Origin of the sequence: Caballeronia concitans, assembly GCF_001544615.1 — a bacterium.
Classification (GTDB): Bacteria; Pseudomonadota; Gammaproteobacteria; order Burkholderiales; family Burkholderiaceae; genus Caballeronia; species Caballeronia concitans.
Map to the genome: position 1 here is coordinate 467,365 of NZ_FCNV02000001.1, position 26,480 is coordinate 493,844.

Genomic DNA, 26,480 nt, shown 5'->3' on the forward strand with positions numbered 1-26,480 from the left:
CGCCGGAAAGACGGCGCGCTTGAACACGACATTCTAAGCGCGCGAAGCGGGGATGCGGCTTCGCGGCGCGATGCCGCGAAGCCGTGCTGCGGAGTTACTTGGTTTGCTGCGCGGTCGGCGACGAAGCCGGCACCGTGCCCGAAGCCGGCGACGATCCCGGCGCGGCGGGCACCGCGGGTTGCGCGACCACCGGCGCCGACGCCGAACGCGGCGGCTTGTTCTGCGCGAGCTTGCGCTCGGCGAACGACTTCGACTCGACGACCTGCTTGCCTTCCAGCTTGTTCAGCGCCTGCTGGAGCATGAAGTCGTCGTTGCTGCCGAATTCCACGGGCTTGCGCTCGCGGTCCTTGCGGCGCTGCTCGGGTGTCTTCTTGTCGTTCTGCTCTTCGAGCAGACGCAGTTGCTCCAGACGATCCTGCTCGCGCTGGTCCTGTTCCTTCTTCTCGTTCGGATCCTGCGTGTTCGCGAGGTGATTCGAGTAATCCACTTCGCGCGTCACGAGCGCGTCGTCGGGATCGCCGTCCGCGTACTGATCGACCGGCACGTCCGGGCGCACGCCCTGGTTCTGGATCGACTTGCCGCTCGGCGTGTAGTAGTACGCCGTCGTCAGGCGCAGCGCGGTGTCGGCGGTCATCGGGCGGACCGTCTGCACCGAGCCCTTGCCGAACGTGGTCTTGCCGACGATTAGCGCGCGATGATGATCCTGCAGCGCGCCCGCGACGATTTCCGACGCCGACGCCGAATACGCGTTGGTCAGCACGACCATCGGCACCTTCTTGAAGATGTCGGGGACGCTCTTCAGCGGGTCCTGATCGAAGGACGGCAGGCGATAGTTGTCGTAGGTATCGCGGAAAGTCTGCTTCGCGTCCGCAATCTGGCCGTTCGTCGACACGACGACGGCGTTATCCGGCAGGAACGCGCCCGCCACGCCGACCGCGCTTTGCAGCAGGCCGCCGCCGTTGTTGCGCAGGTCGAGCACGAGGCCCTTCAGGTTCGGCTGCTGGCGCGCGAGGTCCTGCAGCTTCGACGCCAGATCCGGCACCGTGCGTTCCTGGAAGCTCGTGATGCGGATATAACCGTAGCCCGGCTCCGGCACCTTCATCTTCACCGACTGCACGCGGATGAGGGCGCGCGTGACGGTGAGCGGGAACGTGCGGTCGTCGCTCTTGCGGAAGATGGTCAGCGTGACCTTCGTGCCCGGCTCGCCGCGCATTTGCTTGACGGCCTTGTCGAGCGTCATGCCGCGCACCGGTTTGTCGTTGATGCGCGTGATGAGGTCGCCCGGACGGATGCCGGCGCGGAACGCGGGCGTGTCTTCGATCGGCGAAATGACCTTGATGAGCCCGTCTTCCGACGAGATTTCGATACCCAGGCCGGCGAAGCGGCCCTTCGTCTGTTCCTGAAGCTCTTCGTAATCGGTCTTGTCGAGATAGGACGAGTGCGGATCGAGGCTCGACACCATGCCCTTGATGGCGGCGGTGAGGAGCTTTTTATCGTCGACGGGTTCGACGTATTCGTGCTTGATCTGCCCGAAGACTTCGGCGAAGAGCCGCAATTGATCGAGCGGCAGCGGCGACGATGCGGCTTGCTGAGCGGATGCGGAAATCTGCAAGGTGGCGAGCGCGCCGGCGGTAACGCCTACGGCGATCAGGCCGAAGTTTTTCAGGTTCTTTCGCATAAAGGGTGCGTTCGGAATCGAATGAGCAGCATCGTGGGTGACGGGCCAGTATACCCGCTCCCCTCCAAAGAGGACTTAAGCGCAACTTAAATGCCCGAAGCGCTGCCGGACGACGGCGTTCGATGAAGAACGCCCGGACGGCGGTTCGCTCGCCGCCGCCGCCAAAGCGCCACGGGCGCCCGCGGCGGGCGCCCGTGAACCAACTGCTTCTATCCGGCAGACGACCTTAGCCGGCCTTGCCCTGCTTGGCGACCGCTGCCTGCGCGGCCGCGATGGCGTCCGCGTCGCCGAGATAATAGTGCTTGATCGGCTTCAGGTTTTCGTCGAGTTCATAGACGAGCGGCACGCCGTTCGGAATGTTCAGCCCGACGATGTCCGCGTCCGAAATCTCGTCCAGATATTTCACCAGCGCGCGCATGGAATTGCCGTGCGCGGCGATGAGCACCTGCTTGCCCGCCTTGATGGCCGGCGCAATCGACTCGTTCCACACCGGCAGCACGCGCGCGACCGTGTCTTTCAGGCATTCGGTGAGCGGCAACTGCTCGCGCGGCACCTTCGCATAGCGCGGGTCGTTGTACGACGCGCGTTCGTCGGACGGATCGAGCGCGGGCGGCGGCGTGTCGTAGCTGCGGCGCCAGACGAGAACCTGATCGTCGCCATATTTTTTCGCGGTTTCCGCCTTGTTCAGCCCCGCGAGCGCGCCGTAATGGCGCTCGTTCAGGCGCCAGGAATGGACGACCGGGATATACATCAGGTCCATTTCGTCCTGAACGTGCCACAGCGTGCGGATGGCGCGCTTCAGCACCGACGTGTACGCGATGTCGAACGTGTAGCCGGCTTCGCGCAGCAGCACGCCGGCCTGGCGCGCTTCGCGGTTGCCCTGCTCGGTGAGGTCGACGTCGACCCAGCCGGTGAACCGGTTTTCCTTGTTCCACGTCGATTCGCCGTGGCGGATGAGCACTAGCTTGTACATGTTTGATAGGTCGGTCAGTTGAGAAAGCGGGCGTGCCGATGGGTACTCCGTGATACTGCCATCGCGCGTGGAGTGCCGCCATCGGCCGGATGGCCTAGGCCATCGCGGGAAACGGTTATTTTATAATGGCGCGATTGCCCTCATTTTCCTTTCTTCCTTTCTCTCTATCTTTCGGCGGCCCTAGACGTGAAGTTTTTCACTGATTACACGAATCTCGCACTCATCGTGATTGCGCTCATCTCCGGCGCACTGCTTTTGTGGCCCGCCATCACGCGTCGCGGACGCGGCGGAATTTCCGCAGCCGAAGCCACCACGCTGATCAACCGGCGCAATGCCGTCGTCGTCGATATCCGGCCCGCCGCGGAGTTCGCGAAGGGCCATCTGCCGTCGGCGCGCAATATCGAGGCGGCGGAGCTCCAAGCAAAAATCGGCCAGATCGCGAAGAATAAGAGCAATCCGGTCGTGCTCGTGTGTCAGACCGGACAACAGTCGCAGCGCGCCAGCCGCACCGTCGCGGACGCTGGCTACGCTGAGGTCCATGTCTTGCAAGGCGGAGTCGATGCCTGGCAGAAGGCAGGAATGCCGGTCGTAAAACAAGGAGCCGTCAAGTGAAGAAAGTCGTCATGTACAGCACCCAAGTGTGCCCGTATTGCCAGATGGCCGAACGTCTTTTAAAGTCCCGCGGGGTCGAAAGCATCGAGAAAGTGCTGATCGATCGTGAACCGGGCCGCCGCGAGGAAATGATGCAGCGCACCGGACGCCGCACCGTGCCGCAGGTTTATATCGGCGAAACGCACGTGGGCGGCTACGACGATCTTTCCGCGCTCGACCGCAAGGGCGGTCTCGTGCCGCTGCTCGAGTCGGCCTGACATCACCACACGCTGCCCGGACACGCGCCGGGCCACCGATTCATCCAGGAAATTATTATGTCCGACGAGAACAATCAGCCGTTTTTCAACATCCAGCGCATTTACCTGAAGGATATGTCGCTCGAGCAGCCGAACTCGCCCGCCATCTTCCTCGAACAGGAAATGCCGTCGGTTGAGGTCGAAGTCGACGTGAAGGCCGACCGTCTCGCGGAAAGCGTCTTCGAAGTGCTGGTCACGGGCACGGTCACGGCGAAGGTCGCCGACAAGGTCGCGTTCCTGATCGAAGCGAAGCAGGCCGGTATCTTCGATATCCGGAACATTCCCGCTGAACAGATCGATCCGCTCGTCGGCATTGCATGCCCGACCATCCTGTTCCCGTACTTGCGCTCGAACATCGCGGATGCGATCACCCGCGCCGGCTTCCCGCCGATCCACCTCGCGGAAATCAACTTCCAGGCACTGTACGAGCAGCGTCTCGCGCAACTGGGCGGCGCGCAGGAAGGCGCGGCGAACGGCGCGACGCACTGAGCGTCATCCCTCTGTCCTGACTCTGCCGACCGGAGCCGAGCATGAAAGTAGCCGTTCTCGGCGCCGGCGCATGGGGTACCGCACTAGCGGGCCACCTCGCGACACGGCACGACACGATGCTTTGGGCGCGCGACCGCGCGCTCATCGATTCTCTTTCCCAAAGCCACGAAAACACGCGTTATCTCGCGGGCGTCCGCCTGCCCGAGACGCTCGCGTTCGAAGCCGACCTCGGCGTGGCGCTCGCGCATGCCGCCGCAGCGGATGCGCTGTGCGTCGTGGCCACGCCCGTCGCCGGGCTGCGTGCGCTTTGCCGCGCGATGCGTCAGGCGGGCGTCGTGCCGGCGCATATCGTCTGGCTCTGCAAAGGCTTCGAGGCGGACACGCAATGTCTGCCGAACGAAGTCGTCGCGGCCGAACTGCCCGAGCACGCGAGCAACGGCACGCTGTCGGGGCCGAGCTTCGCGCGTGAAGTCGGGCAGGGCTTGCCGGTCGCGCTGACGGTGGCGAGCGCATCGGCGGAACTGTGCGCGCGCACGGTCGCGGCGTTCCATCACGGCGCAATGCGCATCTATACCGGCGACGACGTGATCGGCGTCGAAGTGGGCGGCGCGGTGAAGAACGTGCTCGCCATCGCCACCGGCATCTCGGACGGCTTGGGCCTCGGGCTGAACGCGCGCGCGGCGCTCATCACGCGCGGACTCGCGGAAATGTCGCGGCTGGGCGTGGCGCTCGGCGGTCGCGCCGAGACGTTCACCGGTCTCACGGGCCTGGGCGATCTCATCCTCACCGCCACCGGCGATCTTTCCCGCAACCGCACCGTCGGCATGCAACTGGCGAGCGGCCGCACGCTCGACGAAATCCTCGCCGCGCTCGGTCATGTGGCCGAAGGCGTGCGATGCGCGCGCGCGGTGCTCTCACTGGCGCAGTCGCGCGGTATCGAAATGCCGATCACGCATGCGGTATGCCGCGTGCTCTTCGAGAACGTCGCGCCGCGCGATGCGGTGCAGGCGCTGCTCAATCGCGACGCCAAAGCGGAGTAGCGCAGCGTTCCTTCGGAGGTGCGCGATGGTCAAGCTGGAAGCCGTAATCGCGGATATCACCACGCTCGAAGTCGATGCCATCGTCAACGCGGCGAACAAGTCGCTGCTGGGCGGCGGCGGTGTCGATGGCGCGATCCATCGCCGGGCCGGACGCGGGCTTTTGCGCGAATGCGAAACGCTCGGCGGCTGCGAAACCGGCGACGCGAAGATCACCGGCGGCTACGATTTACCGGCGAAACACGTGATCCACGCGGTCGGGCCGCGCTGGAACGGCGGCAAGCGCAACGAGCCCGAATTGCTCGCAGGTTGTTATCGGCGCTCGCTGGAACTCGCGCACGAAGCCGGCTGCAAGTCGATCGCCTTCCCGGCGATCAGTTGCGGCATCTACCGCTTTCCGGTCGAAGCGGCGGTGAAAATCGCGGTATCGACGGTCAATGAAACGCTGCCTCGCACGCCATCCGTCGAACGCGTCATCTTCGCCTGTTTTCAGGACGCAATGCTCGCGCTCTATCTCGCGGAACTCGCGGCTCACGCGGATCAGGCGCCGCCTTCGAAGCCGGCCTGACGCCACGCTTCGAACGTCACGATCGCCACGGTATTCGACAAGTTCAGACTGCGATTGCCCGGCCGCATCGGCAGGCGCACGCGCTGTTGGGTTGCGAACCGGTCCAGCACGTCGGGCGCGAGTCCGCGTGTTTCGGCGCCGAACACGAACCAGTCGCCCGGCTGAAACGCGTGATCGAAGAACGGCGTCGAGCCGCGCGTGGTGAACGCGAACATGCGCGCCGCATCCGGCGATTCTTTCGCGATGAACGCATCCCAGTTCGCGTGCACGTTCATTTCGGCGTACTCGTGGTAATCAAGACCGGCGCGGCGCATTTTCGCGTCGTCGAGCGGAAAGCCGAGCGGCTCGATCAGATGCAGTCGCGCGCCCGTGTTCGCGCACAGGCGGATGACGTTGCCGGTGTTCGGCGGGATTTCGGGTTCGACGAGTACGACGTTGAACATGAGTTTCTTGGCTAAAAAGTTAATCTTTCGGCGTGCGCAGCGCGACGAAGTTGGTGGCGCGCCGCGCGCCTGCGAGTTTGAGCGTGCGGGCGAGGGCATCGAGTGTGGCGCCGGACGTCATCACATCATCGACGACGCCGACATGCTTGCCGCGCACATCGCCCTCGACGACGAACGCGCGCGCGACATTGCGCCTGCGCGTATCGACATCGAGCCGCGATTGCGCCGCAGTGTGAATCGCACGGCTGACGAGCGCGGCATCGGCTCGCACGCCCAAGTGCCGCGCGAGCGGATGGGCGATCGCCCACGCCTGGTTGTAGCCGCGCGCGACGAGCCGCTTGCGCGACAACGGCACCGGCGCGATGACATCGGGCGTCGGCAGGCCGCTGTCTTCGAACAGCGCGTGCAGATGGCGCGCGAACGCCGCGCCCGCCGCATGACGCGCGCGAAACTTGAGTTCGACGGCGAGCGTGTCGAGCGGCGCGCGATAGTCGGCGATCGCGATGGTGTCGTTGAACGCGGGCGGGTTGTCGAGGCACGCGGCGCAGTGCAGCCGCACGTCTTCGCGATCGCGCCCGGCGAAGGACGCCGCGAGCGGCATCGCGCAGGTGGCGCATCGGAAGCGCGGCTCGTTCCAGTACTGCTCGTCGCATCCGCCGCATAAAAGTTGCTGCGACACATTGCCGCATAACGCGCACTGATTCGGCAGTGCGACGTCGAGCATCCTGCGCGCCATCGACGTCAACGCGCGTGCGCGCACCGCCGCGAACCCGGAAAACGGCGGCAAATGGCGGACGAGTTTCATGACGGAGCAAGCATAAAAAACCGGCGGCGCAGCGCGCGGAAAGGCGCGAAGGCGCCGTCGCATGGGCCTATTTCGAGACGACCGAGTATACTTCGCACTCTTCGCGAACAGATCGTCATGTCCCCCACGTCCTCCAAAACTAGCCGACCGGCCTATGATCCGCGCCGTTTGCGCGAGATTTTCGACCGTCGCGCCGCCGCTTTCGACGAAGTCGCCTTCCTGCCGCGCGAAATCGCGGATCGCATGCGCGAGCGTCTGGAGTACATCAAGGTCGCGCCGGTTCGCGTCCTCGACGCGGCGTGCGGCGTGGGCTCGGACCTGGGGCCGTTGCGCGAGCGGTTTCCGGAGGCGTCGGTGCTGGGCATCGACATTTCCTCCGCGATGCTCGCCCGCGCCCGCTCGGCCGAAGCAGAAGGCGAAAGCAGCCCCGGGTGGCGCCGCTTTCTGCCCTCGACGCTCGCCAAGGCGTTCGGCGCGCGCGGCCCGCAGCTCGCGCAGGCCGATTTCGCGGCGCTGCCGTTCGCAGGCGGCGCGTTCGAACTGCTCTGGTCGAATCTCGCGCTGCACTGGCATTCGCGCCCGGACGTCGTGCTGCCCGAATGGCAGCGCGTGCTGAAGGTGAACGGCTTGCTGATGTTCAGCACCTTCGGTCCCGATACCCTGCGCGAGCTTGCCGCCGCCTATCGCGAAGCGGAACGCACGCTCGGCCTCGCGCCGATGCCGCACACCATCGATTTCGTCGATATGCACGACTTAGGCGACATGCTCGTCGAAAGCGGCTTCGAGATCCCGGTGATGGATCAGGAAGTGCTGACGATTACCTACCGGTCGCCGGAATCGCTGCTTGCGGATGTCGCGCGCTGGGGCGCGTATCCGTTCGAGCGCGCAGCAGGCGAGCGGGCCGATGGCGGCGCGCAAGCCTTGCGCGGCGCGGTTCACGCGGCGCTGGAGGCGCTTCGCCGCGACGACGGCACGATCCCGCTGACCTTCGAAGTCATCTACGGCCACGCTTGGAAAGCGGTGCCGCGAACGACGGCGGAAGGACATGGCATCGTGCGGCTGGAAGACATAGGACGGGGGCCGAAAAGGAACCGGTAGCAAGTCCTCGGTGAATTGGTGACAAGTTGGTGAGTGGCATCGCGGCGGCCGTAAAGAGGGCGTTTGTTATGTCAGAAATTAGCGCCCGAAGGACATGTGAAAAACTGCGTCAAATGGGCGCAGAGGCTTGTCGCGCTTAGCTTTGCGACGCTACGACCCTTGCTTGTGGATGCCACCCAACCCGCCTATAATGCGTCAGTTTGTCGCCCGGACTGACACAAATTTGGGCGAAATCCGAGCAAATGTATGTGATTGCGTGCGGATGGATGGAGGCGGCGATGCAGGTGAGTCAAACGCTGACGGAATCCGAGCCGGTTATCAAGGACTGGCTGATGAAACGCAACTGCTCGGTGTCGCCGCGTCAGTTCGTGTGCTTCTATTTGTCGCTTGCGCTGTTTTCCCTGGCCATCGCGACACCGCTTTTTCTGAATGGCGCCTGGCTGGTGCTGCCGTTCACCGGAGTCGAATTGACGGTCGTGGCCGTCGCGTTTCTGATTCATGCGCGACACGCCGTCGATTACGAAAGAATCCGGCTGTATCAGAACCGGTTGTTGATCGAGCAGATGAACGCCGAAGAATTGACGCAGTTCGAGTTCAACCCGCGCTGGGTGCGCGTTGAACCGGGTGCGACGCCGAGAGAGCCGCTTACGATCGTGTCGCGCGGTCAATCGGTGAAAATCGGGCTACACCTTGCACAGCATCGTCGCAGGCAATTTGCTGCCGAGTTGCAGACGTCACTGAGACGGCTCGCCTGAAGAGGAACGGGCGACACAGCGCGATGCCCACGGGGGTCGAGGGTTTGAATGGAAATTTTGGGTAAGGATGCTATGAAAACAATCAAGCGAGCCCTCGCGGGCGTGCTGGCGGCAGGCGCACTGCTGAACGCCGGCGTAGCCCTGGCGGTCAACGACAGTCCCGGCGGTCCTGCTGTGAACGAAATCAACTTCCAGCCGCCTGTGACGAAGATCGCCGAGGAGCTCTACGGCCTCCATATCTTCATGCTCATCATCTGCACCGTCATCTTCATCGGCGTGTTCGGGGTGATGTTCTATTCGGTCGTGAAGCATCGCAAGTCGAAGGGCTTCAAGCCGGCGCATTTTCATGAAAGCACCACGGTCGAAATCATCTGGACGATCGTGCCGTTCATCATCGTCATTCTGATGGCGCTGCCGGCGACCAAGGCCGTCGTCGCGATGAAGGACACGACCAATGCCGACCTCACCGTCAAGGTCACGGGCTACCAGTGGAAGTGGGGCTACGACTACGTGAAGGGCCCGGGCGAAGGCATCAGCTTCCTTTCGACGCTGGCCACGCCGCGCAGCGAAGTCAACGGCCAGGCGCCGATTTCCGATCTGTACCTGCAAGCGGTCGATAACCCGCTCGTCGTGCCGGTCGACAAGAAAATCCGCATCATCACCACCGCGAACGACGTCGTGCACTCGTGGTACGTGCCGGCGTTCGGCGTGAAGCAGGACGCGATTCCCGGCTTCGTGCGCGACACGTGGTTCAAGGCCGAGAAGGTGGGCACGTATCGCGGCTTCTGTACGGAACTGTGCGGCAAGGAGCACGCGTACATGCCGGTGGTGGTCGAAGTGATGTCCGCCGACGACTACGCAAAGTGGGTCGATGCGCAGAAGAAGAAAATGGCTTCCGCCACCGACGATCCCAACAAGACCTACACGATGGACGAGCTGAAGACGCGGGGCGCGCAGGTCTACGCGTCGAACTGCGCGGTCTGCCACCAGCCGACCGGCAAGGGCGCGGGCCAGTTCCCGGCGCTCGACGGCAGCAAGATCGCGAACGGTCCTATCGCCGATCACGTGAGCATCGTGCTGCACGGCAAGGGCGCCATGCCGCCGTGGCAGTCCACGCTGAACGACGTCGAAATCGCATCGGTCGTCACGTACGAACGCAACACGTGGGGCAACCACACCGGCAACGTGCTGCAGCCGAAGCAGGTCGCGGACGCGCGCAACGGCAAGATGCCGGAAGGCGGCGGCGCGGCGACGGCAGCGGCGAGCGGCGCGGAAGCGGCATCGGCGGCAGCACCGGCTGCGGCTGAGGCAAGCGCACCGGCGGCATCGGGTGCAGAAGCGACGCAAGCCGCTGGCTTGCCGGCCAGCATCTATTTCGAGACGGGCAAGAGCACGCTGCCCGCCGACGCGAACAACGCAGTGCAAGCCGCGGCAGCGTACGCGAAGGCCCATCCGGACGCGAAGATCGCGCTGTCGGGCTTCACGGACGCATCGGGCGGCGCCGACCTCAACGCCGATCTCGCCAAGCAGCGCGCGCAAGCCGTCCGCGATGCGCTGAAGGCGGCGGGCGTCGCGGAAGAACGTATCGTGTTGAAGAAGCCCGAGTCGATCACGGGCGGCGCCGATGCGAAGGAAGCACGTCGCGTGGAAATCAGTCCGGCTGCTTGACATGTCTCGTGCGCGCTTCTCCTTCGCGTGATTCACGCAACGGAGAGGCGGCCGGGGAGCCAAGTGCCACGAGTATTCGCTTTAGGAGATGATTGTCATGTCTAGCATCGGACACGATGTAGCCGCGGGTCACGACCACGCGCACGACGACCATGCGCACGAGTTGCCGCATGGTTGGCGCCGGTGGCTTTGGGCCACCAACCACAAGGACATCGGTACGCTGTACCTGTTGTTCTCGTTCATCATGTTCCTCTCCGGAGGCGTGATGGCGCTCGGCATCCGTGCCGAGCTCTTCGAGCCGGGCCTGCAGATCATGCGTCCCGAGTTCTTCAATCAGCTGACCACCATGCACGGCCTCATCATGGTGTTCGGCGCGATCATGCCGGCGTTCGTCGGCTTCGCGAACTGGATGGTGCCGCTGCAGATCGGCGCATCGGACATGGCGTTCGCGCGCATGAACAACTTCAGCTTCTGGCTGCTGCCGGTGGCGGCTGTCCTGCTCGTCGGCTCGTTCTTCGTGCCGGGCGGCGCCACCGCCGCGGGCTGGACGCTGTACGCGCCGCTCTCCACGCAGATGGGCCCCGGCATGGACTTCGCGATTTTCGCGGTGCACATCATGGGCGCGTCGTCGATCATGGGCGGCATCAACATCGTCGTGACGATTCTGAACATGCGCGCGCCCGGCATGACGCTCATGAAGATGCCGATGTTCGCGTGGACGTGGCTCATCACCGCGTACCTGCTGATCGCCGTGATGCCGGTTCTGGCGGGCGCGATCACGATGGTGCTGTTCGACCGTCACTTCGGCACGTCGTTCTTCAACGCGGCGGGCGGCGGCGATCCGGTCATGTACCAGCACATCTTCTGGTTCTTCGGTCACCCCGAGGTGTACATCATGATCTTGCCGGCGTTCGGGATCGTGTCGCAGGTGATTCCGGCGTTCTCGCGCAAGCCGCTCTTCGGCTATAGCTCGATGGTGTACGCAACCGCATCGATCGCGATTCTGTCGTTCATGGTCTGGGCGCACCACATGTTCGCCACCGGCATGCCGGTGACGGGCCAGCTCTTCTTCATGTACGCGACGATGCTGATCGCCGTGCCGACGGGCGTGAAGGTGTTCAACTGGGTCGCGACGATGTGGCGCGGCGCGCTGACGTTCGAAACCCCGATGCTCTTTGCGATCGGCTTCCTGTTCGTGTTCACGATGGGCGGCTTCACGGGCCTGATCCTGTCGATGGCGCCGCTCGACATCCAGATGCACGGCACGTATTACGTGGTGGCGCACTTCCACTATGTTCTGGTGGCGGGATCGCTGTTCGCGCTGTTCGCGGGCTGGTACTACTGGTCGCCGAAGTGGACCGGCTGGATGTACAACGAGATGCGCGGGAAGATCCACTTCTGGGCGTCGATGATCACGTTCAACGTCACGTTCTTCCCGATGCACTTCCTGGGTCTCGCGGGCATGCCGCGCCGCTATGCGGATTACCCGGCGCAGTTCACGGACTTCAACCAGATCGCGACGATCGGCGCGTTCGGTTTCGGTCTCGCGCAGGTGTACTTCCTGTTCGCGGTCGCGCTGCCGACGTATCGCGGCGGCGGCGAGCACGAAAAGGCCAGCGACAAGCCGTGGGACGGCGCGCAAGGCCTCGAATGGACTGTGCCGAGCCCGGCGCCGTTCCATACGTTCGAGAATCCGCCGACGGTCGAGTAAGTCGTTTCATCGTGCTGCAAGGCTTCCGCGCGAAGCCTTGCAGCCAGCCAGTGTCAGGAAAGCATGGCCCCGAATCCACAAAAAAGACGTTCGCCCGAGGAAATCCGCGCGGGCAACAAGCGGCTCGGTCTCATCATGGTGCTGATTGCCGCCGTCTTCTTTCTGGGTATCGTCGTCAGGCAATACCTGTTGTCGCGAGGATAACGTGTCCACTCAGCAGGAAGATCCGCGCATCGACCGCTCCTTCAACCGGTCGATGCTGTTCAAGCTCTTCGTCGTCGCCGCGATGATGTTCGGCTTCGGCTTCGCGCTCGTGCCGATGTACCGCGCGATCTGCCAGATCACCGGCATCAACAATCTCGTGCAGCGTGACGTCGGCGCGCGCGAGGCGAAGAACACGCAGGTCGATGCGAGCCGCACCGTTTCCATCGAATTCGATGCCAACGCGCGCGGACCGCTGCAGTTCAAGCCGGAACAGTCGAACCTGGACATTCATCCGGGCGAGGTCATGACGGTGATGTATCAAGTGACCAACGAGCAGGGCCGCACGGTGAAGGCGCAAGCCATCCCGAGCTACGCGCCGAAGCAGGCCACCGAGTACTTCAAGAAGATCGAATGCTTTTGCTTCACGCAGCAGACGCTCGAGCCGAACGAGACGAAGCGCATGCCGGTGGTGTTCGTCGTCGATCCGAAGCTGCCGAAGGACGTCAAGACGATCACGCTGTCGTACACGTTCTTCGAACTGGACGCGCCGAAGTCGGTGGCGAAGGGATCGTGATCGTCATGAACGCCCAAACGCCGCGCAAGGGTGGTTTCCTCAAGCTCGTGAAGGCCGTGTTCTGGTCGTTCTTCGGCGTGCGGCGGCGCTCGGACCTGGAAAACGATGCAGCGCAGCTCAACCCGCTGCATTTGATCGCGGCGGGACTGATCGGTGCTGTGTTGTTCATCGTGGTGCTTCTGGTGATCGTGCGGGCGGTGGTCGGCTAGAGCGGCAGACGGAAAAAGCGGCGAGCGGCGCTTTGAGCGCAACAACGTCGCAATAGAAAATTCAAGCAACTGGATCGAAGTGGAGAATCAACAATGAGCGGTCAAAACGAGAGCCCGTACTATTTCGTGCCGCATCCGTCACGGCATCCGATCATGGCTGCCTGCGGCTTGCTGGTGATGCTGTCCTCGCTGGCGGCGTGGATCAACGGTCATTCGTTCGCGCCGTTCACCACGCTGCTCGGCCTGCTGTTCCTGCTGTTCGTGCTGTGGCACTGGTTCGGCGACGCGATCTCCGAATCGGAAGGCGGCATGTACGGCAAGCGCGTCGACGTGTCGTACCGCTGGAGCATGAGCTGGTTCATCTTCTCCGAAGTGATGTTCTTCGGCGCGTTCTTCGGTGCGCTGTTCTATGCACGCGCCATCGCGCTGCACGAACTCGGCAGCCTCGATTACAAGCTGATCTGGCCGGACTTCTCCGCCGTGTGGCCGAACAACGGCCCCGCCGCGCTCGTCCCGCACTTCCGCGCGATGGTGCCGTGGCCCCTGCCGACCATCAACACGGCGCTGCTGCTCTCGTCGGGCGCGACGCTGACGGTGGCGCACCACGCGCTGCGCGAAGATCATCGTCGCAAGGCGATCGGCTGGCTCGCCGCCACCGTGCTGCTCGGCGTGATCTTCCTGTTCTGCCAGGGCTACGAATATTTCCACGCGTATAACGAGCTGAATCTGACGCTCGCGTCCGGCGTGTACGGTTCGACGTTCTTCCTGCTGACGGGCTTCCACGGCTTCCACGTGTTCCTGGGCGGCACGATGCTGGCGGTCGTCATGGTTCGCCTGATTCGCGGGCACTTCACCGCGGAGCACCACTTCGCGTTCGAAGGCGCCGCGTGGTACTGGCACTTCGTGGACGTCGTGTGGCTTGGGCTGTACGTCGTCGTGTACTGGCTGTAAGGCATTCGCGCGGGCGGCTCCGGCATGCCCGCGCGCAGCAGTCGAGCAGTGAAAGCGCGCCGCCCTCGGTCTTCCGGGCGGCGTTTTGCTTTGAAGCGCGTGATGAATCGCGGCTGAACCGAAGGGGCGGAAAACTGTCCCGCGACAATACGCCCCGTATTGGAGAACCTTCGCGGCGGGTTATCGTCCGAGGGGGATGCCCGTCGATTGAATCCAGCCCATCCAGTGCGCGAACAGGATGAAGAGGAACAGCGAGATGGACAGCCCGACGCGCATCGCGAGCGACCACACCATCCGCTTGGTTTTGCCACGGTCGGTCATCATGAAGTACAGGGCCGAACCGAGGCTGCCGAGAATGAGGATGAAAGCGATGGCGACGATAATGTGCATGAAACCAGCCGGCAATGTTGCTCAAATTGCCCGTATAACGCATTGAGCAGTATGGAAAAGAGTCATCTCATTATCTCACTCGACGCATCGCGCCGCGCGGCGTGCCACGTTTTCCCCTGGTCGCGGCAAGCATGAAAATCCGCTTCTGGCCCACGGTCCTGATTCTCATCGTCGTCGCGGTGACGGTTCGCCTCGGATTCTGGCAGCGCGACCGCGCGCATCAGAAAGAGGCGCTGAATGCACACATCGTCGCATTCGAGAACGCGCCGGCGCAGCGCGTGACCGTCGATCCGATTCCGCTCGATACGGTCGAATTTCATCGCGTCGAGGCGCGCGGCGAGTTCATGCCCGAGCGCGTCGTCTATCTCGATAATCGTCCGTATAACGATCAGCCCGGCTTTTATGTCGTGATGCCGCTTAAACTCGAGGGCGGCGGCTACGTGCTCGTCAATCGCGGATGGCTGCCGCGCAATCTCGCCGACCGCACCGGCATCGAGCCGTATGAGACGCCGAAGGGCGTCGTCGATATTCAGGGCATTGCGCGCGCGAATCCGTCGCAGGCGTTCGAACTGGGCAAGGGCGGATCGGCGGCGCATCAGCCAATCCGGCAGAACCTGAACATCCCCGCGTTCGCAAACGAAACCGGCCTCGCGTTCCAGCCGTTCGTGATCCAGCAAACGAACGACACGCACGACAGGCTCGTGCGCGACTGGCCCGCGCCGACGCTCGGCGTCGAACGCAACTACGGCTACATGCTCCAGTGGTGGGGAATGGCAGCGGCGGCCGTGGGCTTCGGCCTGTATGCCGCGCGCCGCGCCGCGAAGAAAGACGACGCGGACGGCCAATCGCCCGACGACGACGAAGCCGCAAACCACGCCTGAATCCAATCTGACATTAACCGATGCCTTCTCAACGCCCCACGACCGCCGCCGGCAAACCGCCTACGCGCCAACGCACGCCCTCGAAAGGTTCATGGACCAACGGCCGCTGGATGCTCGTGCTGCTCGCGCTCGTGTGCGCGGCGCCGGTCATCGCGTCGTATCTCATGTATTACGTGTTCAAGCCGGCGGGCGGCACGTCGAGCTATGGCGCGCTGATCGACCCGCAGCGGCCCATTCCGTCGCAACTCGTCGTCACGGACGAGAAAGGGCAGACGCTTCCGCTCAAGTCGCTGGAAGGCAAGTGGCTCATGATCACCGTCAACGGCAGCGATTGCGACGAACAATGCGTGACGCGCCTCTACTACATGCGACAGGTGCGCGTGCTGCAGTCGGCCGAGCGCGACCGCGTAGTCAACGTCTGGCTGCGCACCGATGACAAGCCCGTCTCCGATGTCATCGAGACCGCGTATCCGCAACCGGACACGCGCATGCTGATCGCCGATCCGCGCGCCGTCGCGGACTGGCTGCCGGTCGCGGACGGCACGAAACTCACGGATCACATCTTTCTCGTCGATCCGAACGGCAATCTGATGATGCGCTTCCCGAAAAATCCCGATCCGAAGAAGATCAACGCGGATCTGGCGAAGCTCTTGAAGTGGTCGCGGATCGGCTAAAACGCGGGTTGAAGGTGAAACATGAGTTATGTATTGCAACTGGGGATGATCGGCCTGTGCATTGCGCTGCTGCCGCTTTCCTATGTCTGGGTGAAGGCCGACGACGACAAGTTCAGAAAGCTCGTCTGGCTCAGCACATTCCTGACGCTCGATCTCATCATGTTCGGCGGCTTCACGCGCCTGACCGATTCCGGCCTCGGCTGTCCTGACTGGCCGGGCTGCTACGGCACGTCGTCGCCGTTCATCGCGCATGCGCAGATTTCTGCCGCGTATCAGGCCATGCCGACCGGCCCCGTGAGCATGGTCAAGGCGTGGATCGAGATGTTGCACCGCTATTTCGCAATGGCGATCGGCGTGTTGATCATCGCGCAGGTCGTCATCGCGTGGACGGCGCGTATCAAGCGGCGTCCGTTGCACGTTTCGCCGTGGTGGCCGACCGGCATTCTGTTGCTGATCTGCCTGCAGGGCGCGTTCGGCGCGTGGACCGTCACGCTCAAGCTGCAACCGGTGATCGTCACGACGCATCTTTTACTCGGACTTGCGCTCCTGGGCACGCTCGGCTGGCTCGCGGCGCGCATGACGCCGATCCCATCGCTGGATTCCGCCGCCGCGCGCTGGATGCCCGCCGCGATGTTCGGGCTGGCGCTGCTCGCGGTGCAGATCGCGCTCGGCGGCTGGGTGAGCACGAACTATGCTGTACTGGCCTGCACGGACTTTCCCCTTTGCAATGGCCAATGGATTCCGCCGATGAACTTCGAGCACGGCTTTCACCTGTGGCGCGCACTCGGCATGACGGGCGACGGCGACGTGATTTCGCAGGACGCGCTCGTCGCGATCCACTGGACGCATCGCACGTTCGCGGTTGTCGTCGTGTTGTATCTGCTGTGGCTGGCCGCGAAACTGCGTCGCTTCGAGTCGCTGCGCAAGCCGGCGAACGGCGTGCTCGCGGTCATCGTCATTCAGTTTTTGACGGGCATGTCGAACATCGTGCTGCAATGGCCGCTGCCTATCGCGGTCGCGCACAACGGCGGGGCGGCGATCCTGTTGCTGCTGCTCGTCATGCTAAACTTTCGAATCTCTTCCAGCCGTCCCGGCCGCGCCGTGCTCCCTGCACGCGACGTCGTTTCAGCGTGATGGCCCATGCACATGGATAGCACCACACTCAATTCCCCCCTCGGCAGCCGCGTCTCGCAATACATCGCGTTGACCAAGCCGCGCGTCACGCAACTGGCCGTGTTCTGCGCGGTCATCGGCATGTTCCTTTCAACGCCCGGCATGGTGCCGTGGACGAAACTGATCGGCGGCGCGGTAGGCATCTGGCTGCTGGCCGGCGCGGCGTTCGCCATCAACTGTCTCGTCGAGCAGAAAGTCGATGCGAAGATGCGTCGCACCGCGTGGCGTCCGTCGGCGCGCGGGCAGATCACCAGCACGCAAATTCTCATCTTCTCGGCGGTGCTGGGCGGCATCGGCATGTGGACGCTGTACAAGTTCACCAATCCGCTGACGATGTGGCTCACCGTTGCGACTTTCGTCGGCTACGCGGTCATCTATACGCTGCTGCTTAAACCGTACACGCCGCAGAACATCGTGATCGGCGGCGCTTCCGGCGCCATGCCGCCGGCGCTCGGCTGGGCCGCCGTGACGGGCGCGGTGCCCGGCGACGCGTGGATTCTCGTGCTGATCATCTTCGTATGGACGCCGCCGCATTTCTGGGCGCTCGCGCTGTATCGACGCAAGGACTACGAAAACGCCGGCCTGCCGATGCTTCCCGTGACTCACGGCGAGAAGTACACGCTGCTGAACATTTTCCTATACACCATCGTGCTGTTCGCCGTCACGCTGATGCCATTCATCTCGGGCATGAGCGGCGTCGTTTATCTCGTGAGCGCCATCGCGCTCGGCGCCGTGTTTCTCGGCTACGCGTGGAAGCTGTATCGCACGTATTCGGACGCGCTTGCACGCAGCGCCTTCCGCTATTCCATCGTCTATTTGTCGCTGCTGTTCGCCGCGCTGCTGGTCGATCACTACGTTCGCACGGTGATCGGCGCATGATGGCGGCGGTTCGACGCTTCCTCGCGTTGTTCGCGTGCGCGGTGCTGCTGTGCGCGTGCGACAAGGCGCCCGATTTCAAGAATCTGGATATCACCGGCAACAAGCAGTTCGGCAGCGACTTCTCGTTGCCGGATACGACGGGCAAGACCCGCACGCTCGCCGACTTCAAAGGCAAGGCGGTCGTGCTGTTCTTCGGCTACACGCATTGCCCGGACGTTTGCCCGACGACGCTCGCCGAGCTTTCGCAGGCCATGCAGCAACTCGGCGACAAGTCGAAGGACGTGCAAGTGCTGATGGTCACCGTCGATCCCGCGCGCGACACGCCGGACTTGCTCGGCCAGTATGTGAAGGCGTTCAACCCGTCGTACATTGCGCTTCGTCCCGACGACGCGCAGCTCCAGAAGGTCGCCAAGGATTTTCGCGTGTACTACGCGAAGGCCGCGGGCAAGACGCCGGCAGACTACACGATGGACCATACCGCCGCGAGCTACGTGTTCGACAAGGACGGCAAGCTGCGGCTTTTCGCTCGAGACGGGCAGGGCGTCGAGCCGTGGGTGCACGATCTGAAGCTGCTGACCGACTGATTCGACTGATCGGCAAGCACAACGAAGCGGCCCTTGGGCCGCTTTTTTTACGTCGCGGATGGCTCCGGCAGTTGAAGCCCCGGCGCGAGACGCGTCGCCTTGAACTCGGTGATGTCGTAATGCGCGAGCTGCTCACGCGCGAACGGGTCCTCGGCGAGGATAGCGTCGAGCCGGTCGCGATCGATGCCCGACGCGATAATCACGCCGCCGTCGCGCGGCACCTTCGGGCCCGCCATCACGAATACGCCCGCCGCGAAGTAACGTTCGAGGAACATGCGATGCTGCTCCAGTGCATCGTCGATCTCGGCGAGCGCGCCGGTGTAACGCAGGTTGATCACGTACATGTGAACGGCCCCAATGAAGTTCGCATGTCGCGATTCTAAGCCGCGCCGCCAGGGATATTCACATAAGGAAACCGTATTTCCGACCGCACCAAAGCTGTGCGAAGATCCCGATTCGGCCGCGCGCCCATTGGTCGGTCGCTAAGCCGGTATCAAGGCAATCCCGCAGTCAACGCATCTGAAACAGGAACACCATGCAGCGCAGAAACATGCTTAAAGCCTTGGCCGCCGTCGTGGCGTCCGGCGCGTTCGTCGCGAGCTTCTCGGCCCAAGCCGACGACAAGGTCATCAAGGTCGGCACGATCAGCGGTCCCGACGCGCAAATCTGGCAAGTCGTGCAGAAGGTCGCCAAGCGCGAAGGGCTGAACGTGAAAGTGATCGAATTCAACGACTACGTGCAGCCAAATGCCGCACTCGACGCCGGCGATCTCGACGCCAACAGCTTCCAGCATCAGCCGTATCTCGACAGCCAGATCAAGCAGCGCGGCTACAAGATCGTCAACGCGGGTCTGACGTACATTTCGCCGCTCGGCGTGTATTCGAAGAAGCTCAAGTCGCTCAAGGATCTGCCGCAAGGCGCGAAGGTCGCAGTACCGAACGATCCGTCCAACGAGAATCGCGCGCTTCTGTTGCTGCAATCGCAAGGCGTCATCAAGCTGAAGGCCGGCGCGGGCACGAACGGCAACAACGCGACGCCGCTCGACGTTGCCGACAATCCGAAGAAGATCAAGCTCGTGGAACTCGACGCAGCGCAATTGCCCCGCACGCTCGCCGATGTCGATGCCGCCGCGATCAACACGAACTTCGCGCTTGCCGCCGGCCTGCAGCCGACCAAGGATGCGATCGCGCTCGAAGACGTGCACAGCCCGTACGCGAACCTGATCGCCGTGCGCGCGAAGGACAAGGATCAGCCGTGGGTGAAGAAGCTGGTCGCCGCGTATCAGTCCGACGACGTGCGTCAGTTCCTGAAGAGCGAATTCAAGGGCTCGGTCGTGCCTTCGTTCTAAGAGCGGGCGTATAGCTTGATTGGTTCACGCAACGGCGTCCTTCGGGACGCCGTTTTCGTTGATGACCATGACGTTGTCGCGCCATCAGTCCGCGTAGATGCGCCGCAACTCCCGCTCCCAGACGACGCCTGTTTCGTCGTCTTGCCGGAGCTTGAACCCGGTTCGCATGAAGAGGGCGCACAGATCTTCGCGGGCGTCGTCGAGCCGGCAGGCAACGCTCTCATAACCCGCACCCTGCGCGAAATTCGCGCATGCGGCGACGAGTCGCTCGCCCAGACCGCGCCGCCGCGCGCCCGGCTCCACGAACAGCAATTCGATTCGCGCCTGATTTTCGGATGCCGCGTTCAGCAGCGCCGCACCGACACGCGCGGCGCCTTCCTGCTCGGCCACCCAGCACGCGATGCGCGGCGTGTTCATCTGCATGGCGCTGAGAAACCGGGCGATGACGGTAGCCGCGTGCGTCTCGTTGGAGAGGCTCGGCTCCTCGCTCGCGTCGAGCAGGGCGTGCCGCTCGATCCTCCAGCCGAAGTCGCCGCAACGCGGGCTGCGCAGCCGCGTGGAGAGGTCGCTGGCCGTGGGCGACAGCAGGCGCTCGATGTCCGCCATGGCCGACGACAGTTGCTCGATCTCGCCCGGCGCCAGCCGATTCAACAGCGATGCCGTTTCCGACGACACGTGGAGATCCAGCTCGTCGACCTTGGCTTTGGCCTCGGACGTCATGGTGAGCAGATGCGCTCGCCCGTCCGATTCGTTCTTGCGCCGCACCACCAGCCCCAGCTTCTGGAACTTCGTGATGAGCCGGCTGAGATAGCCGGTATCGAGCCCGAGATTGCGCGACAGATCGGCGGCGGTCTGCGCGCGATCGTGCGCGAGCTCATGAAGAATACGGACTTCCGTCAGCGAAAAATGGCTCTTGTGGAGCCGCTCATGGAACGCGCCCGCATGACGCGCGTAAAACCGGTTGAAGCGCCTGACGGCTTCAACAGCCCGACTCGGATCAAAACAGCCCATCTGCCTTTGCTCTCTCAGAAAATCTGGTTTTTAATTAATTAGTTGCGATTCCGAACTAATGTTCCCATTGTGCCAAAGAAAGCACGATCGTGCGAATACGAAATTGCCCGATTTTAGGTGGCTTGACAAGGGACCAGACCAATTGGATGTCACTGGTGTGCGATGCGGGTAAGTCCCAATGGTCAGCGTGTTGCGAAGGCACTCGCTAAACAATCTGTAACTTATTGATTCAAAGCAATATTTATGGTTCGGAATGCGCCGGGCGGCAAGCATTGACTGGTATTATGTTGGTTATATAATGGGCTCCACTTCGAAGCAACGAAGGGCTGTTCGTGCATGCAAATTTACGATTCAACGCCCTTGCTGAAAGCGTCGCAACGTTTTATCTGTAAGCGGCATCACCCTCGCCTCGGACGTACCGCGGGCCGGTGCTTATGGACGGTTGCCGCTGTGTTCGCCTGTGTTCGCCTAATGCCTGAACGACGACCGACACTCGTCGCACAACTGCATCGCCGGGCCGCGTCGAGCCTTGCATCGCGCAACCTGCACTATCCGAAGAGAGCAACGAAGACAACAAGAGGACCAAGAGAAGCCGTCCGCACGGATCGCGCGCATCGAGTCATCGCGCGGGACAGCCTGCTCGCAGCAGGGCGCGGACGGCCCGGAACCTCATCACGCATTGCGTACTTCCAGAGAACTTCATGCTGAAAGGAAACATACTGACGACCGACGGATGGATCCACGGCTCCGTGCATGTCGAGAACGGCCGCGTGACGGCGCTCGAAGGCCATATCGCCGATCCGTCGACCAATGACGCGCCCTTTATCCTTCCGGGCTTCATCGACCTTCACGTGCACGGCGGCGGTGGCCGCGACATCATGGAAGGCGGCGACGCAGCCGATACCGTCGCCCGCGAGCATGCGAAACACGGCACCACGAGCCTGCTCGCCACCACGATGACCGCGCCGCGCGACGAACTGATGGACGTCGTCGCGGGCCTCGGCGAAACGGCGAAGCGCCGCGCGGCGAACGGCGCGCGCGTGCTCGGCGTGCATCTCGAAGGTCCGTACATCAATCCGGGCAAACTCGGCGCGCAGCCGGACGCAGCCGCCGTCGCGGTGCGCGACGAAGTGCTGAAGTTCCTCGCGCTCGCGCCGATCCGCGTCGTCACCATCGCGCCGGAAATCTCCGGCCATCTGGAAGTCATCGCCGAAATGGCCGCGCGCGGCGTGCGCGTGCAACTGGGCCATTCGCTCGGCACGTATGACGACGCCGTCAACGCGCTCAAGCACGGCGCGCGCGGCTTCACGCATCTCTTTAACGCGATGTCGCCGCTGCATCATCGCGATCCCGGCATGGTCGGCGCGGCGCTCGCGCATGCGGAGTACGCCGAACTGATTCCCGACCTGCTGCACGTTCACCCCGGCGCGATCCGCGCCGCGATGCGCGCAATCCCGCGTCTGTACGTCGTCACCGACAGTACTTCGGCGGCGGGCATGCCGGACGGCGAATATCGCCTCGGCAGCCAGCACGTCACCAAGTGCATGGGCGGCGTGCGTCTCGCGGACGGCACGCTCGCCGGCAGCACGCTGACCATGGATCAGGCGCTGCGCAATCTCGTCTCGCTGGGCATTCCGCTCGCGGACGTTTCCAACCGCTTGTCGCGCTATCCCGCCGACTATCTCGGGCTCGAAGACCGCGGCCGCATCGCGCGTGGCGCATGGGCCGATCTCGTCGTGCTCGACCGGGACTTCGCGCTGACCGCCACGTATGTCGAAGGAGAATCGCTTGTCGAATATGCTCAATGAGGCGCTGGAATCCGCGGATGTCGTCGCGGCCCAGCTCGCCGATACCTCGCGCATCGAAGCGCTCGCCGTAAAGCTCGCGGAGCAGCCGCGTCATGTCGCGTTGACCGTCGCTCGCGGCAGCTCGGACCATGCCGCCAGTTATTTCGCAAGCCTGACGATGAGCCGCATCGGCGTGCCGGTCGCGTCGCTGCCCATGTCCGTCGCCACGCTGCAGCAAGCGCCGCTGCGCGTGTCGGGCCAGCTCGCGGTCGCGTTTTCGCAGTCGGGCAAGAGTCCCGATCTCGTCGGCACCATGCAGGCGCTGCGCGACGCCGGCGCGTTCACCGTCGCGGCCGTCAACGTGCCGGGCTCGCCGCTGGAAACCGCGTGCGAATGGTACTTGCCGCTGCTCGCCGGACCCGAGCTTTCCGTCGCGGCCACGAAAAGCTATATCGCGATGCTTTCGCTGTCGGCCATCGTGATCGCTCACGTTCAGCGCGACGTCGAATTGCTCAACGCGCTGAAATCGCTGCCGGATGCGCTGCGCGCCGCAGGCAAGCTCGACTGGACGCGCGCCGTCGATGAACTGAAGAGCGTCGATCGCATGATCGTGATCGGACGCGGGCTCGGGCTCGCCATCGCGCAGGAAGCGGCGCTGAAGCTGAAGGAAACGTCGGGCATTCAGGCCGAAGCGTTTTCGAGCGCGGAAGTGCGTCATGGCCCGATGGAAATCATCGACCGCGACTATCCGCTGCTCGTCTTCGCGCCGCGCGGACCGGAGCAGGCGGGTCTGATCCAGCTTGCCGCCGACATGCGCGCGCGGGGCGCTCGCGTGCTGCTCGCCGCACCGGACGACGTGCCCGAGGCCGAGTTGCCGCTCGTCGCCACCGACCACCCGGCGCTCGATCCGATCGCCGCGATCCTTTCGTTCTACGTGATGGCCGCGGGTCTGGCCGCCGCGCGCGGGCGCAATCCCGACGCGCCGCGCCACCTGAACAAGGTCACCGAAACCCACTGAGTGAGAAAGACGATGCGCCGTGCCGAGCAGTCTCTGCTGAATCATTCCACCGATAACCCGAGCGACGTCGTGCTGCTCGCTCCGTTCACCGGTCCCGTCGTTGCGCTCGCCGACGTGCCCGATCCCGTGTTCGCCGAAGGCATGTTCGGCGACGGCATCGGCATCGATCCGCTCGACAACGTGCTCGTTTCGCCTTGCGACGGCACGGTCACGCATCTCGCGCGCACGCATCACGCGGTCACGCTGCGCACGGCGCAGGGCGCGGAAATTCTCGTGCATATCGGTATCGATACGGTCGAACTCGGCGGCAAGGGCTTCACGCCGAAGGTCGAGCAGGGCGCGACGGTGCGCGCCGGTCAGCCGCTGATCGAATTCGACGCCGATTTCGTCGCGCGCCACGCGCCGAGCCTCGTCTCGGTGATCGCGGTCGCCAACGGCGATGCGTTCGATGTCGTCGAGCGCGCCGGGCGCGGCGTGCTGAACGCGGGCGCGCGGTTGCTCGTGCTGCGTGCGAAGGACGGCGCGGCGGCGCAGGCGGCGCGGTCGTCGTCGAACGTCATCAACGAAGCGCGCCGCAGCGTCACGCTGGCGCACGCGGGCGGCTTGCATGCGCGTCCGGCGGCGCGGGCGCGCGAAGCGGCGCGCGGTCTCGACGCGAAGGTCGAAGTGCGCTACGAAGGCCGCAAGGCGGCGGTGGAAAGCGTCGTCGGCTTGCTCGGTCTGGGCGCGGGCGAAGGCGCGACGATCGAACTGGTCGGCATGGGCGGGCAGGCGCAGGAAGCCGTCGATGCCGTCGCCACCGAATTGCTGCGCGCCGCGCAAGGCGAAGTCGAAGAGACGCCGGCGCGCGTGAAATCGCCGGCGCCGGTTGCCGTGGCGCGCCCGTCCGCGCAGCCGCTGCCGCCGAACACGCTCGCGGGCGTGTGTGCTGCGCCGGGCATCGCGGTCGGCAAGCTCGTGCGCTGGGACGACCAGGAAATCGTGCCGGAAGAAAAGGCGAGCGGGCCTTCGGCGGCTGAAAGCCGCGCGCTCGATCGCGCGATCGCGCAAGTCGACACCGAATTGCAGGAAACCGTGCGAACCGCGTCGCAACGTGGGGCGGTCGGCGAAGCGGGCATTTTCGCGGTGCATCGCGTGCTGCTGGAAGACCCGACGCTCGTCGATGCGGCGCGCGATCTCATCAGCCTCGGCAAGAGCGCGGGCTTCGCGTGGCGCGAGTCGATTCGCGCGCAGATCGCGTTGCTCAACAACGTGCACGACGCGCTGCTCGCCGAACGCGCCGCCGATCTGCGCGATATCGAAAAACGCGTGCTGCGCGCGCTCGGGCTCACGAACACGGCGGCGCGCGCGCTGCCCGACGAGGCCGTGCTCGCGGCCACCGAATTCACGCCGTCCGATCTGTCGTCCATCGACCGGACGCGCGTCACCGCGCTCGTGATGGCGCGCGGCGGCGCGACGTCGCACGCGGCGATCATCGCGCGGCAGATGGGCATTCCGGCGCTCGTCGCGATCGGCGATGCGCTCCACGCCATTCCCGAAGACACGCAAGTGGTCGTGGATGCGTCGGAGGGCCGGCTCGAACATGCGCCGACCGCGCTCGATGTCGAACGCGCGCGTCATGAGCGCGACCGGCTCGCGGGCGTGCGTGAGGCGAATCGCAAGATGTCGCAGCAGGCGGCATCGACGCGCGATGGGCGTCACATCGAAATCGCCGCGAATATCGCGACGCTCGACGACGCCAAGGCCGCCGTCGAAAACGGCGCGGACGCGGTCGGCTTGCTGCGCACGGAACTGCTGTTCATCCATCGTCAGGCGGCGCCGACGGTCGCGGAGCACGCGTCGAGCTATCAGGACATCGTCGATGCGCTGGCAGGCCGCTCGGCCATCATCCGCACGCTGGATGTGGGCGCGGACAAGGAAGTGGACTATCTGACGCTGCCGCCGGAAGAAAATCCCGCGCTCGGCCTGCGCGGCATCCGTCTCGCGCAGGTGCGTCCGGATCTGCTCGACGACCAGTTGCGCGGCCTTATCGCCGTGAAGCCGGCGGGCGCGGTGCGCATTCTCCTGCCGATGGTCACGGACGCCGGCGAACTGCAGCGCCTGCGCGCACGGATCGACGAACTGGCGCGCGAAGCGGGCCGCACGGACCCGGTCGAAGTGGGCGTGATGATCGAAGTGCCGTCGGCGGCGATGCTCGCGGACCAGCTCGCGAAGTACGCGGACTTTTTCTCGATCGGCACCAACGATCTCACGCAATACACGCTCGCAATGGACCGCTGCCAGCCCGATCTCGCCGCGCAGTCCGACGGCCTGCATCCGGCGGTGCTGCGGCTCATCAAGGCGGCGGTGCAGGGCGCGGAGAAGCACGGCAAGTGGGTCGGCGTGTGCGGCGCGCTCGGCGGCGATCCGCTCGCGGTGCCGCTGCTCGTCGGCCTGGGCGTGACGGAATTGTCGGTCGATCCGTCCGCGGTGCCGGGCATCAAGGCGCGCGTGCGCAATCTCGATTACCAGCTTTGCCGTCAGCGCGCGGAAGACGTGCTCGCGCTCGAATCGGCGCAGGCGGTCAGGGCGGCGAGCCGCGAAATCTGGCCGCAGGACTAACGTACTCAACCGCAGCAAAAACTTCACGCAGTAACGACAAGACCTATATTTTTGGAGAACCCG

General features: G+C 64.1%; 29 protein-coding genes and 1 pseudogene. 22 read left to right on the plus strand and 8 right to left on the minus strand.

Annotated elements, in window-relative coordinates:
• Window positions 1-94 precede the first annotated feature (94 nt).
• Window positions 95-1,678 (minus strand): S41 family peptidase, encoded by a 1,584-nt coding sequence (locus AWB72_RS02220; RefSeq protein ID WP_040053087.1) that lies wholly within the window; start codon window positions 1,676-1,678, stop codon window positions 95-97.
• A 226-nt stretch (window positions 1,679-1,904) separates the two neighbouring features.
• The gene (gene gpmA / locus AWB72_RS02225; protein ID WP_040053086.1) at window positions 1,905-2,651 is read right to left on the minus strand and encodes a 2,3-diphosphoglycerate-dependent phosphoglycerate mutase; all 747 of its coding nucleotides are present in this window, start codon (window positions 2,649-2,651) and stop codon (window positions 1,905-1,907) included.
• 186 nt (window positions 2,652-2,837) lie between these two features.
• Between gpmA and AWB72_RS02230 the strand changes: the two genes are divergently transcribed.
• Genes AWB72_RS02230 through AWB72_RS02250 form a run of 5 tightly spaced genes read left to right on the plus strand, consistent with a single transcriptional unit; the run spans window position 2,838 to window position 5,653 of the window.
• Complete coding sequence (locus AWB72_RS02230; protein WP_040053085.1) at window positions 2,838-3,263, plus strand: rhodanese-like domain-containing protein; 426 nt, start codon at window positions 2,838-2,840, stop codon at window positions 3,261-3,263.
• Window positions 3,260-3,520, plus strand: a complete 261-nt coding sequence (grxC, locus tag AWB72_RS02235) for a glutaredoxin 3 (protein WP_040053084.1) — start codon at window positions 3,260-3,262, stop codon at window positions 3,518-3,520. Before AWB72_RS02230 ends, grxC begins: the two co-directional genes overlap by 4 nt.
• A gap of 57 nt (window positions 3,521-3,577) precedes the next feature.
• On the plus strand, window positions 3,578-4,048 hold the full coding sequence (gene secB, locus AWB72_RS02240) for a protein-export chaperone SecB (protein ID WP_040053083.1): 471 nt from the start codon (window positions 3,578-3,580) through the stop codon (window positions 4,046-4,048).
• A gap of 41 nt (window positions 4,049-4,089) precedes the next feature.
• Window positions 4,090-5,088, plus strand: a complete 999-nt coding sequence (locus AWB72_RS02245) for an NAD(P)H-dependent glycerol-3-phosphate dehydrogenase (RefSeq protein ID WP_087127843.1) — start codon at window positions 4,090-4,092, stop codon at window positions 5,086-5,088.
• 25 nt (window positions 5,089-5,113) lie between these two features.
• Entirely contained in the window at window positions 5,114-5,653 is a 540-nt protein-coding gene (locus AWB72_RS02250; RefSeq protein ID WP_087127844.1) for an O-acetyl-ADP-ribose deacetylase, read from the plus strand.
• Here the strand turns inward: AWB72_RS02250 and trmL are convergent.
• On the minus strand, window positions 5,626-6,096 hold the full coding sequence (gene trmL / locus AWB72_RS02255) for a tRNA (uridine(34)/cytosine(34)/5-carboxymethylaminomethyluridine(34)-2'-O)-methyltransferase TrmL (RefSeq protein ID WP_087127846.1): 471 nt from the start codon (window positions 6,094-6,096) through the stop codon (window positions 5,626-5,628). The genes AWB72_RS02250 and trmL overlap by 28 nt on opposite strands.
• 19 nt (window positions 6,097-6,115) lie before the next feature.
• Window positions 6,116-6,901, minus strand: coding sequence for a ComF family protein (locus tag AWB72_RS02260; protein WP_087127847.1), 786 nt, complete (start codon window positions 6,899-6,901; stop codon window positions 6,116-6,118).
• Window positions 6,902-7,018: 117 nt separating this feature from the next.
• On the opposite strand from AWB72_RS02260, the gene AWB72_RS02265 reads away from it, so the two are divergent.
• The 8 genes from AWB72_RS02265 (at window position 7,019) to AWB72_RS02300 (ending at window position 14,071) form a co-directional block, all read left to right on the plus strand.
• Complete coding sequence (locus AWB72_RS02265) at window positions 7,019-7,999, plus strand: methyltransferase domain-containing protein (RefSeq protein WP_040053079.1); 981 nt, start codon at window positions 7,019-7,021, stop codon at window positions 7,997-7,999.
• Between the two features lie 278 nt (window positions 8,000-8,277).
• A complete protein-coding gene (locus AWB72_RS02270) occupies window positions 8,278-8,754 on the plus strand; it encodes a DUF2244 domain-containing protein (RefSeq protein ID WP_040053261.1) in 477 nt (158 codons plus the stop codon).
• A 48-nt stretch (window positions 8,755-8,802) separates the two neighbouring features.
• Window positions 8,803-10,422 (plus strand): cytochrome c oxidase subunit II, encoded by a 1,620-nt coding sequence (coxB, locus tag AWB72_RS02275; protein WP_040053078.1) that lies wholly within the window; start codon window positions 8,803-8,805, stop codon window positions 10,420-10,422.
• Window positions 10,423-10,519: 97 nt separating this feature from the next.
• Window positions 10,520-12,133: a cytochrome c oxidase subunit I gene (ctaD, locus tag AWB72_RS02280; protein ID WP_040053260.1), complete on the plus strand. Its 1,614-nt coding sequence runs from the start codon at window positions 10,520-10,522 to the stop codon at window positions 12,131-12,133.
• Between the two features lie 63 nt (window positions 12,134-12,196).
• Complete coding sequence (locus AWB72_RS29060; protein ID WP_087127849.1) at window positions 12,197-12,337, plus strand: cytochrome oxidase small assembly protein; 141 nt, start codon at window positions 12,197-12,199, stop codon at window positions 12,335-12,337.
• Window position 12,338: 1 nt separating this feature from the next.
• The gene (locus AWB72_RS02290) at window positions 12,339-12,911 is read left to right on the plus strand and encodes a cytochrome c oxidase assembly protein (RefSeq protein ID WP_040053077.1); all 573 of its coding nucleotides are present in this window, start codon (window positions 12,339-12,341) and stop codon (window positions 12,909-12,911) included.
• 5 nt (window positions 12,912-12,916) lie between these two features.
• Window positions 12,917-13,120: a DUF2970 domain-containing protein gene (locus AWB72_RS02295; protein WP_040053259.1), complete on the plus strand. Its 204-nt coding sequence runs from the start codon at window positions 12,917-12,919 to the stop codon at window positions 13,118-13,120.
• 93 nt (window positions 13,121-13,213) lie between these two features.
• Entirely contained in the window at window positions 13,214-14,071 is an 858-nt protein-coding gene (locus AWB72_RS02300) for a cytochrome c oxidase subunit 3 (RefSeq protein WP_040053076.1), read from the plus strand.
• Window positions 14,072-14,251: 180 nt separating this feature from the next.
• Here AWB72_RS02300 and AWB72_RS02305 read toward each other — a convergent pair whose 3' ends face one another.
• Window positions 14,252-14,461, minus strand: coding sequence for a twin transmembrane helix small protein (locus tag AWB72_RS02305; RefSeq protein ID WP_035961831.1), 210 nt, complete (start codon window positions 14,459-14,461; stop codon window positions 14,252-14,254).
• A 131-nt stretch (window positions 14,462-14,592) separates the two neighbouring features.
• Here AWB72_RS02305 and AWB72_RS02310 point away from each other — a divergent pair, with 131 nt between their 5' ends.
• The 5 genes from AWB72_RS02310 to AWB72_RS02330 are packed head-to-tail and all read left to right on the plus strand — an operon-like array spanning window position 14,593 to window position 18,652.
• Complete coding sequence (locus tag AWB72_RS02310; protein ID WP_087127852.1) at window positions 14,593-15,342, plus strand: SURF1 family protein; 750 nt, start codon at window positions 14,593-14,595, stop codon at window positions 15,340-15,342.
• Between the two features lie 20 nt (window positions 15,343-15,362).
• A complete protein-coding gene (locus tag AWB72_RS02315) occupies window positions 15,363-16,016 on the plus strand; it encodes an SCO family protein (RefSeq protein ID WP_040053074.1) in 654 nt (217 codons plus the stop codon).
• Window positions 16,017-16,037: 21 nt separating this feature from the next.
• Window positions 16,038-17,150 carry a COX15/CtaA family protein gene (locus AWB72_RS02320; RefSeq protein WP_040053073.1) on the plus strand — a complete coding sequence of 371 codons (1,113 nt, stop codon included), beginning with the start codon at window positions 16,038-16,040 and terminating at the stop codon, window positions 17,148-17,150.
• A gap of 12 nt (window positions 17,151-17,162) precedes the next feature.
• Window positions 17,163-18,068: a heme o synthase gene (gene cyoE / locus AWB72_RS02325; RefSeq protein ID WP_040053072.1), complete on the plus strand. Its 906-nt coding sequence runs from the start codon at window positions 17,163-17,165 to the stop codon at window positions 18,066-18,068.
• Window positions 18,065-18,652, plus strand: coding sequence for an SCO family protein (locus AWB72_RS02330; RefSeq protein WP_040053071.1), 588 nt, complete (start codon window positions 18,065-18,067; stop codon window positions 18,650-18,652). The genes cyoE and AWB72_RS02330 overlap by 4 nt, the downstream gene beginning before the upstream one ends.
• 47 nt (window positions 18,653-18,699) lie before the next feature.
• Here the strand turns inward: AWB72_RS02330 and AWB72_RS02335 are convergent, their stop codons facing one another.
• Window positions 18,700-18,996, minus strand: coding sequence for a YciI family protein (locus AWB72_RS02335; RefSeq protein WP_040053070.1), 297 nt, complete (start codon window positions 18,994-18,996; stop codon window positions 18,700-18,702).
• 191 nt (window positions 18,997-19,187) lie between these two features.
• On the opposite strand from AWB72_RS02335, the gene AWB72_RS02340 reads away from it, so the two are divergent.
• The gene (locus AWB72_RS02340) at window positions 19,188-20,000 is read left to right on the plus strand and encodes a MetQ/NlpA family ABC transporter substrate-binding protein (protein WP_040053069.1); all 813 of its coding nucleotides are present in this window, start codon (window positions 19,188-19,190) and stop codon (window positions 19,998-20,000) included.
• An 84-nt stretch (window positions 20,001-20,084) separates the two neighbouring features.
• On the opposite strand, the gene AWB72_RS02345 is transcribed toward AWB72_RS02340, so the two are convergent.
• On the minus strand, window positions 20,085-20,720 hold the full coding sequence (locus AWB72_RS02345) for a GNAT family N-acetyltransferase (protein ID WP_244285530.1): 636 nt from the start codon (window positions 20,718-20,720) through the stop codon (window positions 20,085-20,087).
• A 51-nt stretch (window positions 20,721-20,771) separates the two neighbouring features.
• Window positions 20,772-21,011, minus strand: a pseudogene (locus AWB72_RS29295) (MarR family transcriptional regulator); the annotation flags it as partial.
• Window positions 21,012-21,712: 701 nt separating this feature from the next.
• Here AWB72_RS29295 and nagA point away from each other — a divergent pair.
• From nagA to ptsP, 3 genes are read left to right on the plus strand one after another with little or no spacing between them, the layout of a single operon-like run.
• Window positions 21,713-22,819: an N-acetylglucosamine-6-phosphate deacetylase gene (gene nagA / locus AWB72_RS02350; protein ID WP_040053067.1), complete on the plus strand. Its 1,107-nt coding sequence runs from the start codon at window positions 21,713-21,715 to the stop codon at window positions 22,817-22,819.
• Window positions 22,809-23,816 (plus strand): SIS domain-containing protein, encoded by a 1,008-nt coding sequence (locus AWB72_RS02355; protein ID WP_040053066.1) that lies wholly within the window; start codon window positions 22,809-22,811, stop codon window positions 23,814-23,816. The genes nagA and AWB72_RS02355 overlap by 11 nt, the downstream gene beginning before the upstream one ends.
• Before the next feature lie 12 nt (window positions 23,817-23,828).
• Entirely contained in the window at window positions 23,829-26,417 is a 2,589-nt protein-coding gene (gene ptsP / locus AWB72_RS02360; RefSeq protein WP_040053065.1) for a phosphoenolpyruvate--protein phosphotransferase, read from the plus strand.
• Window positions 26,418-26,480 lie beyond the last annotated feature (63 nt).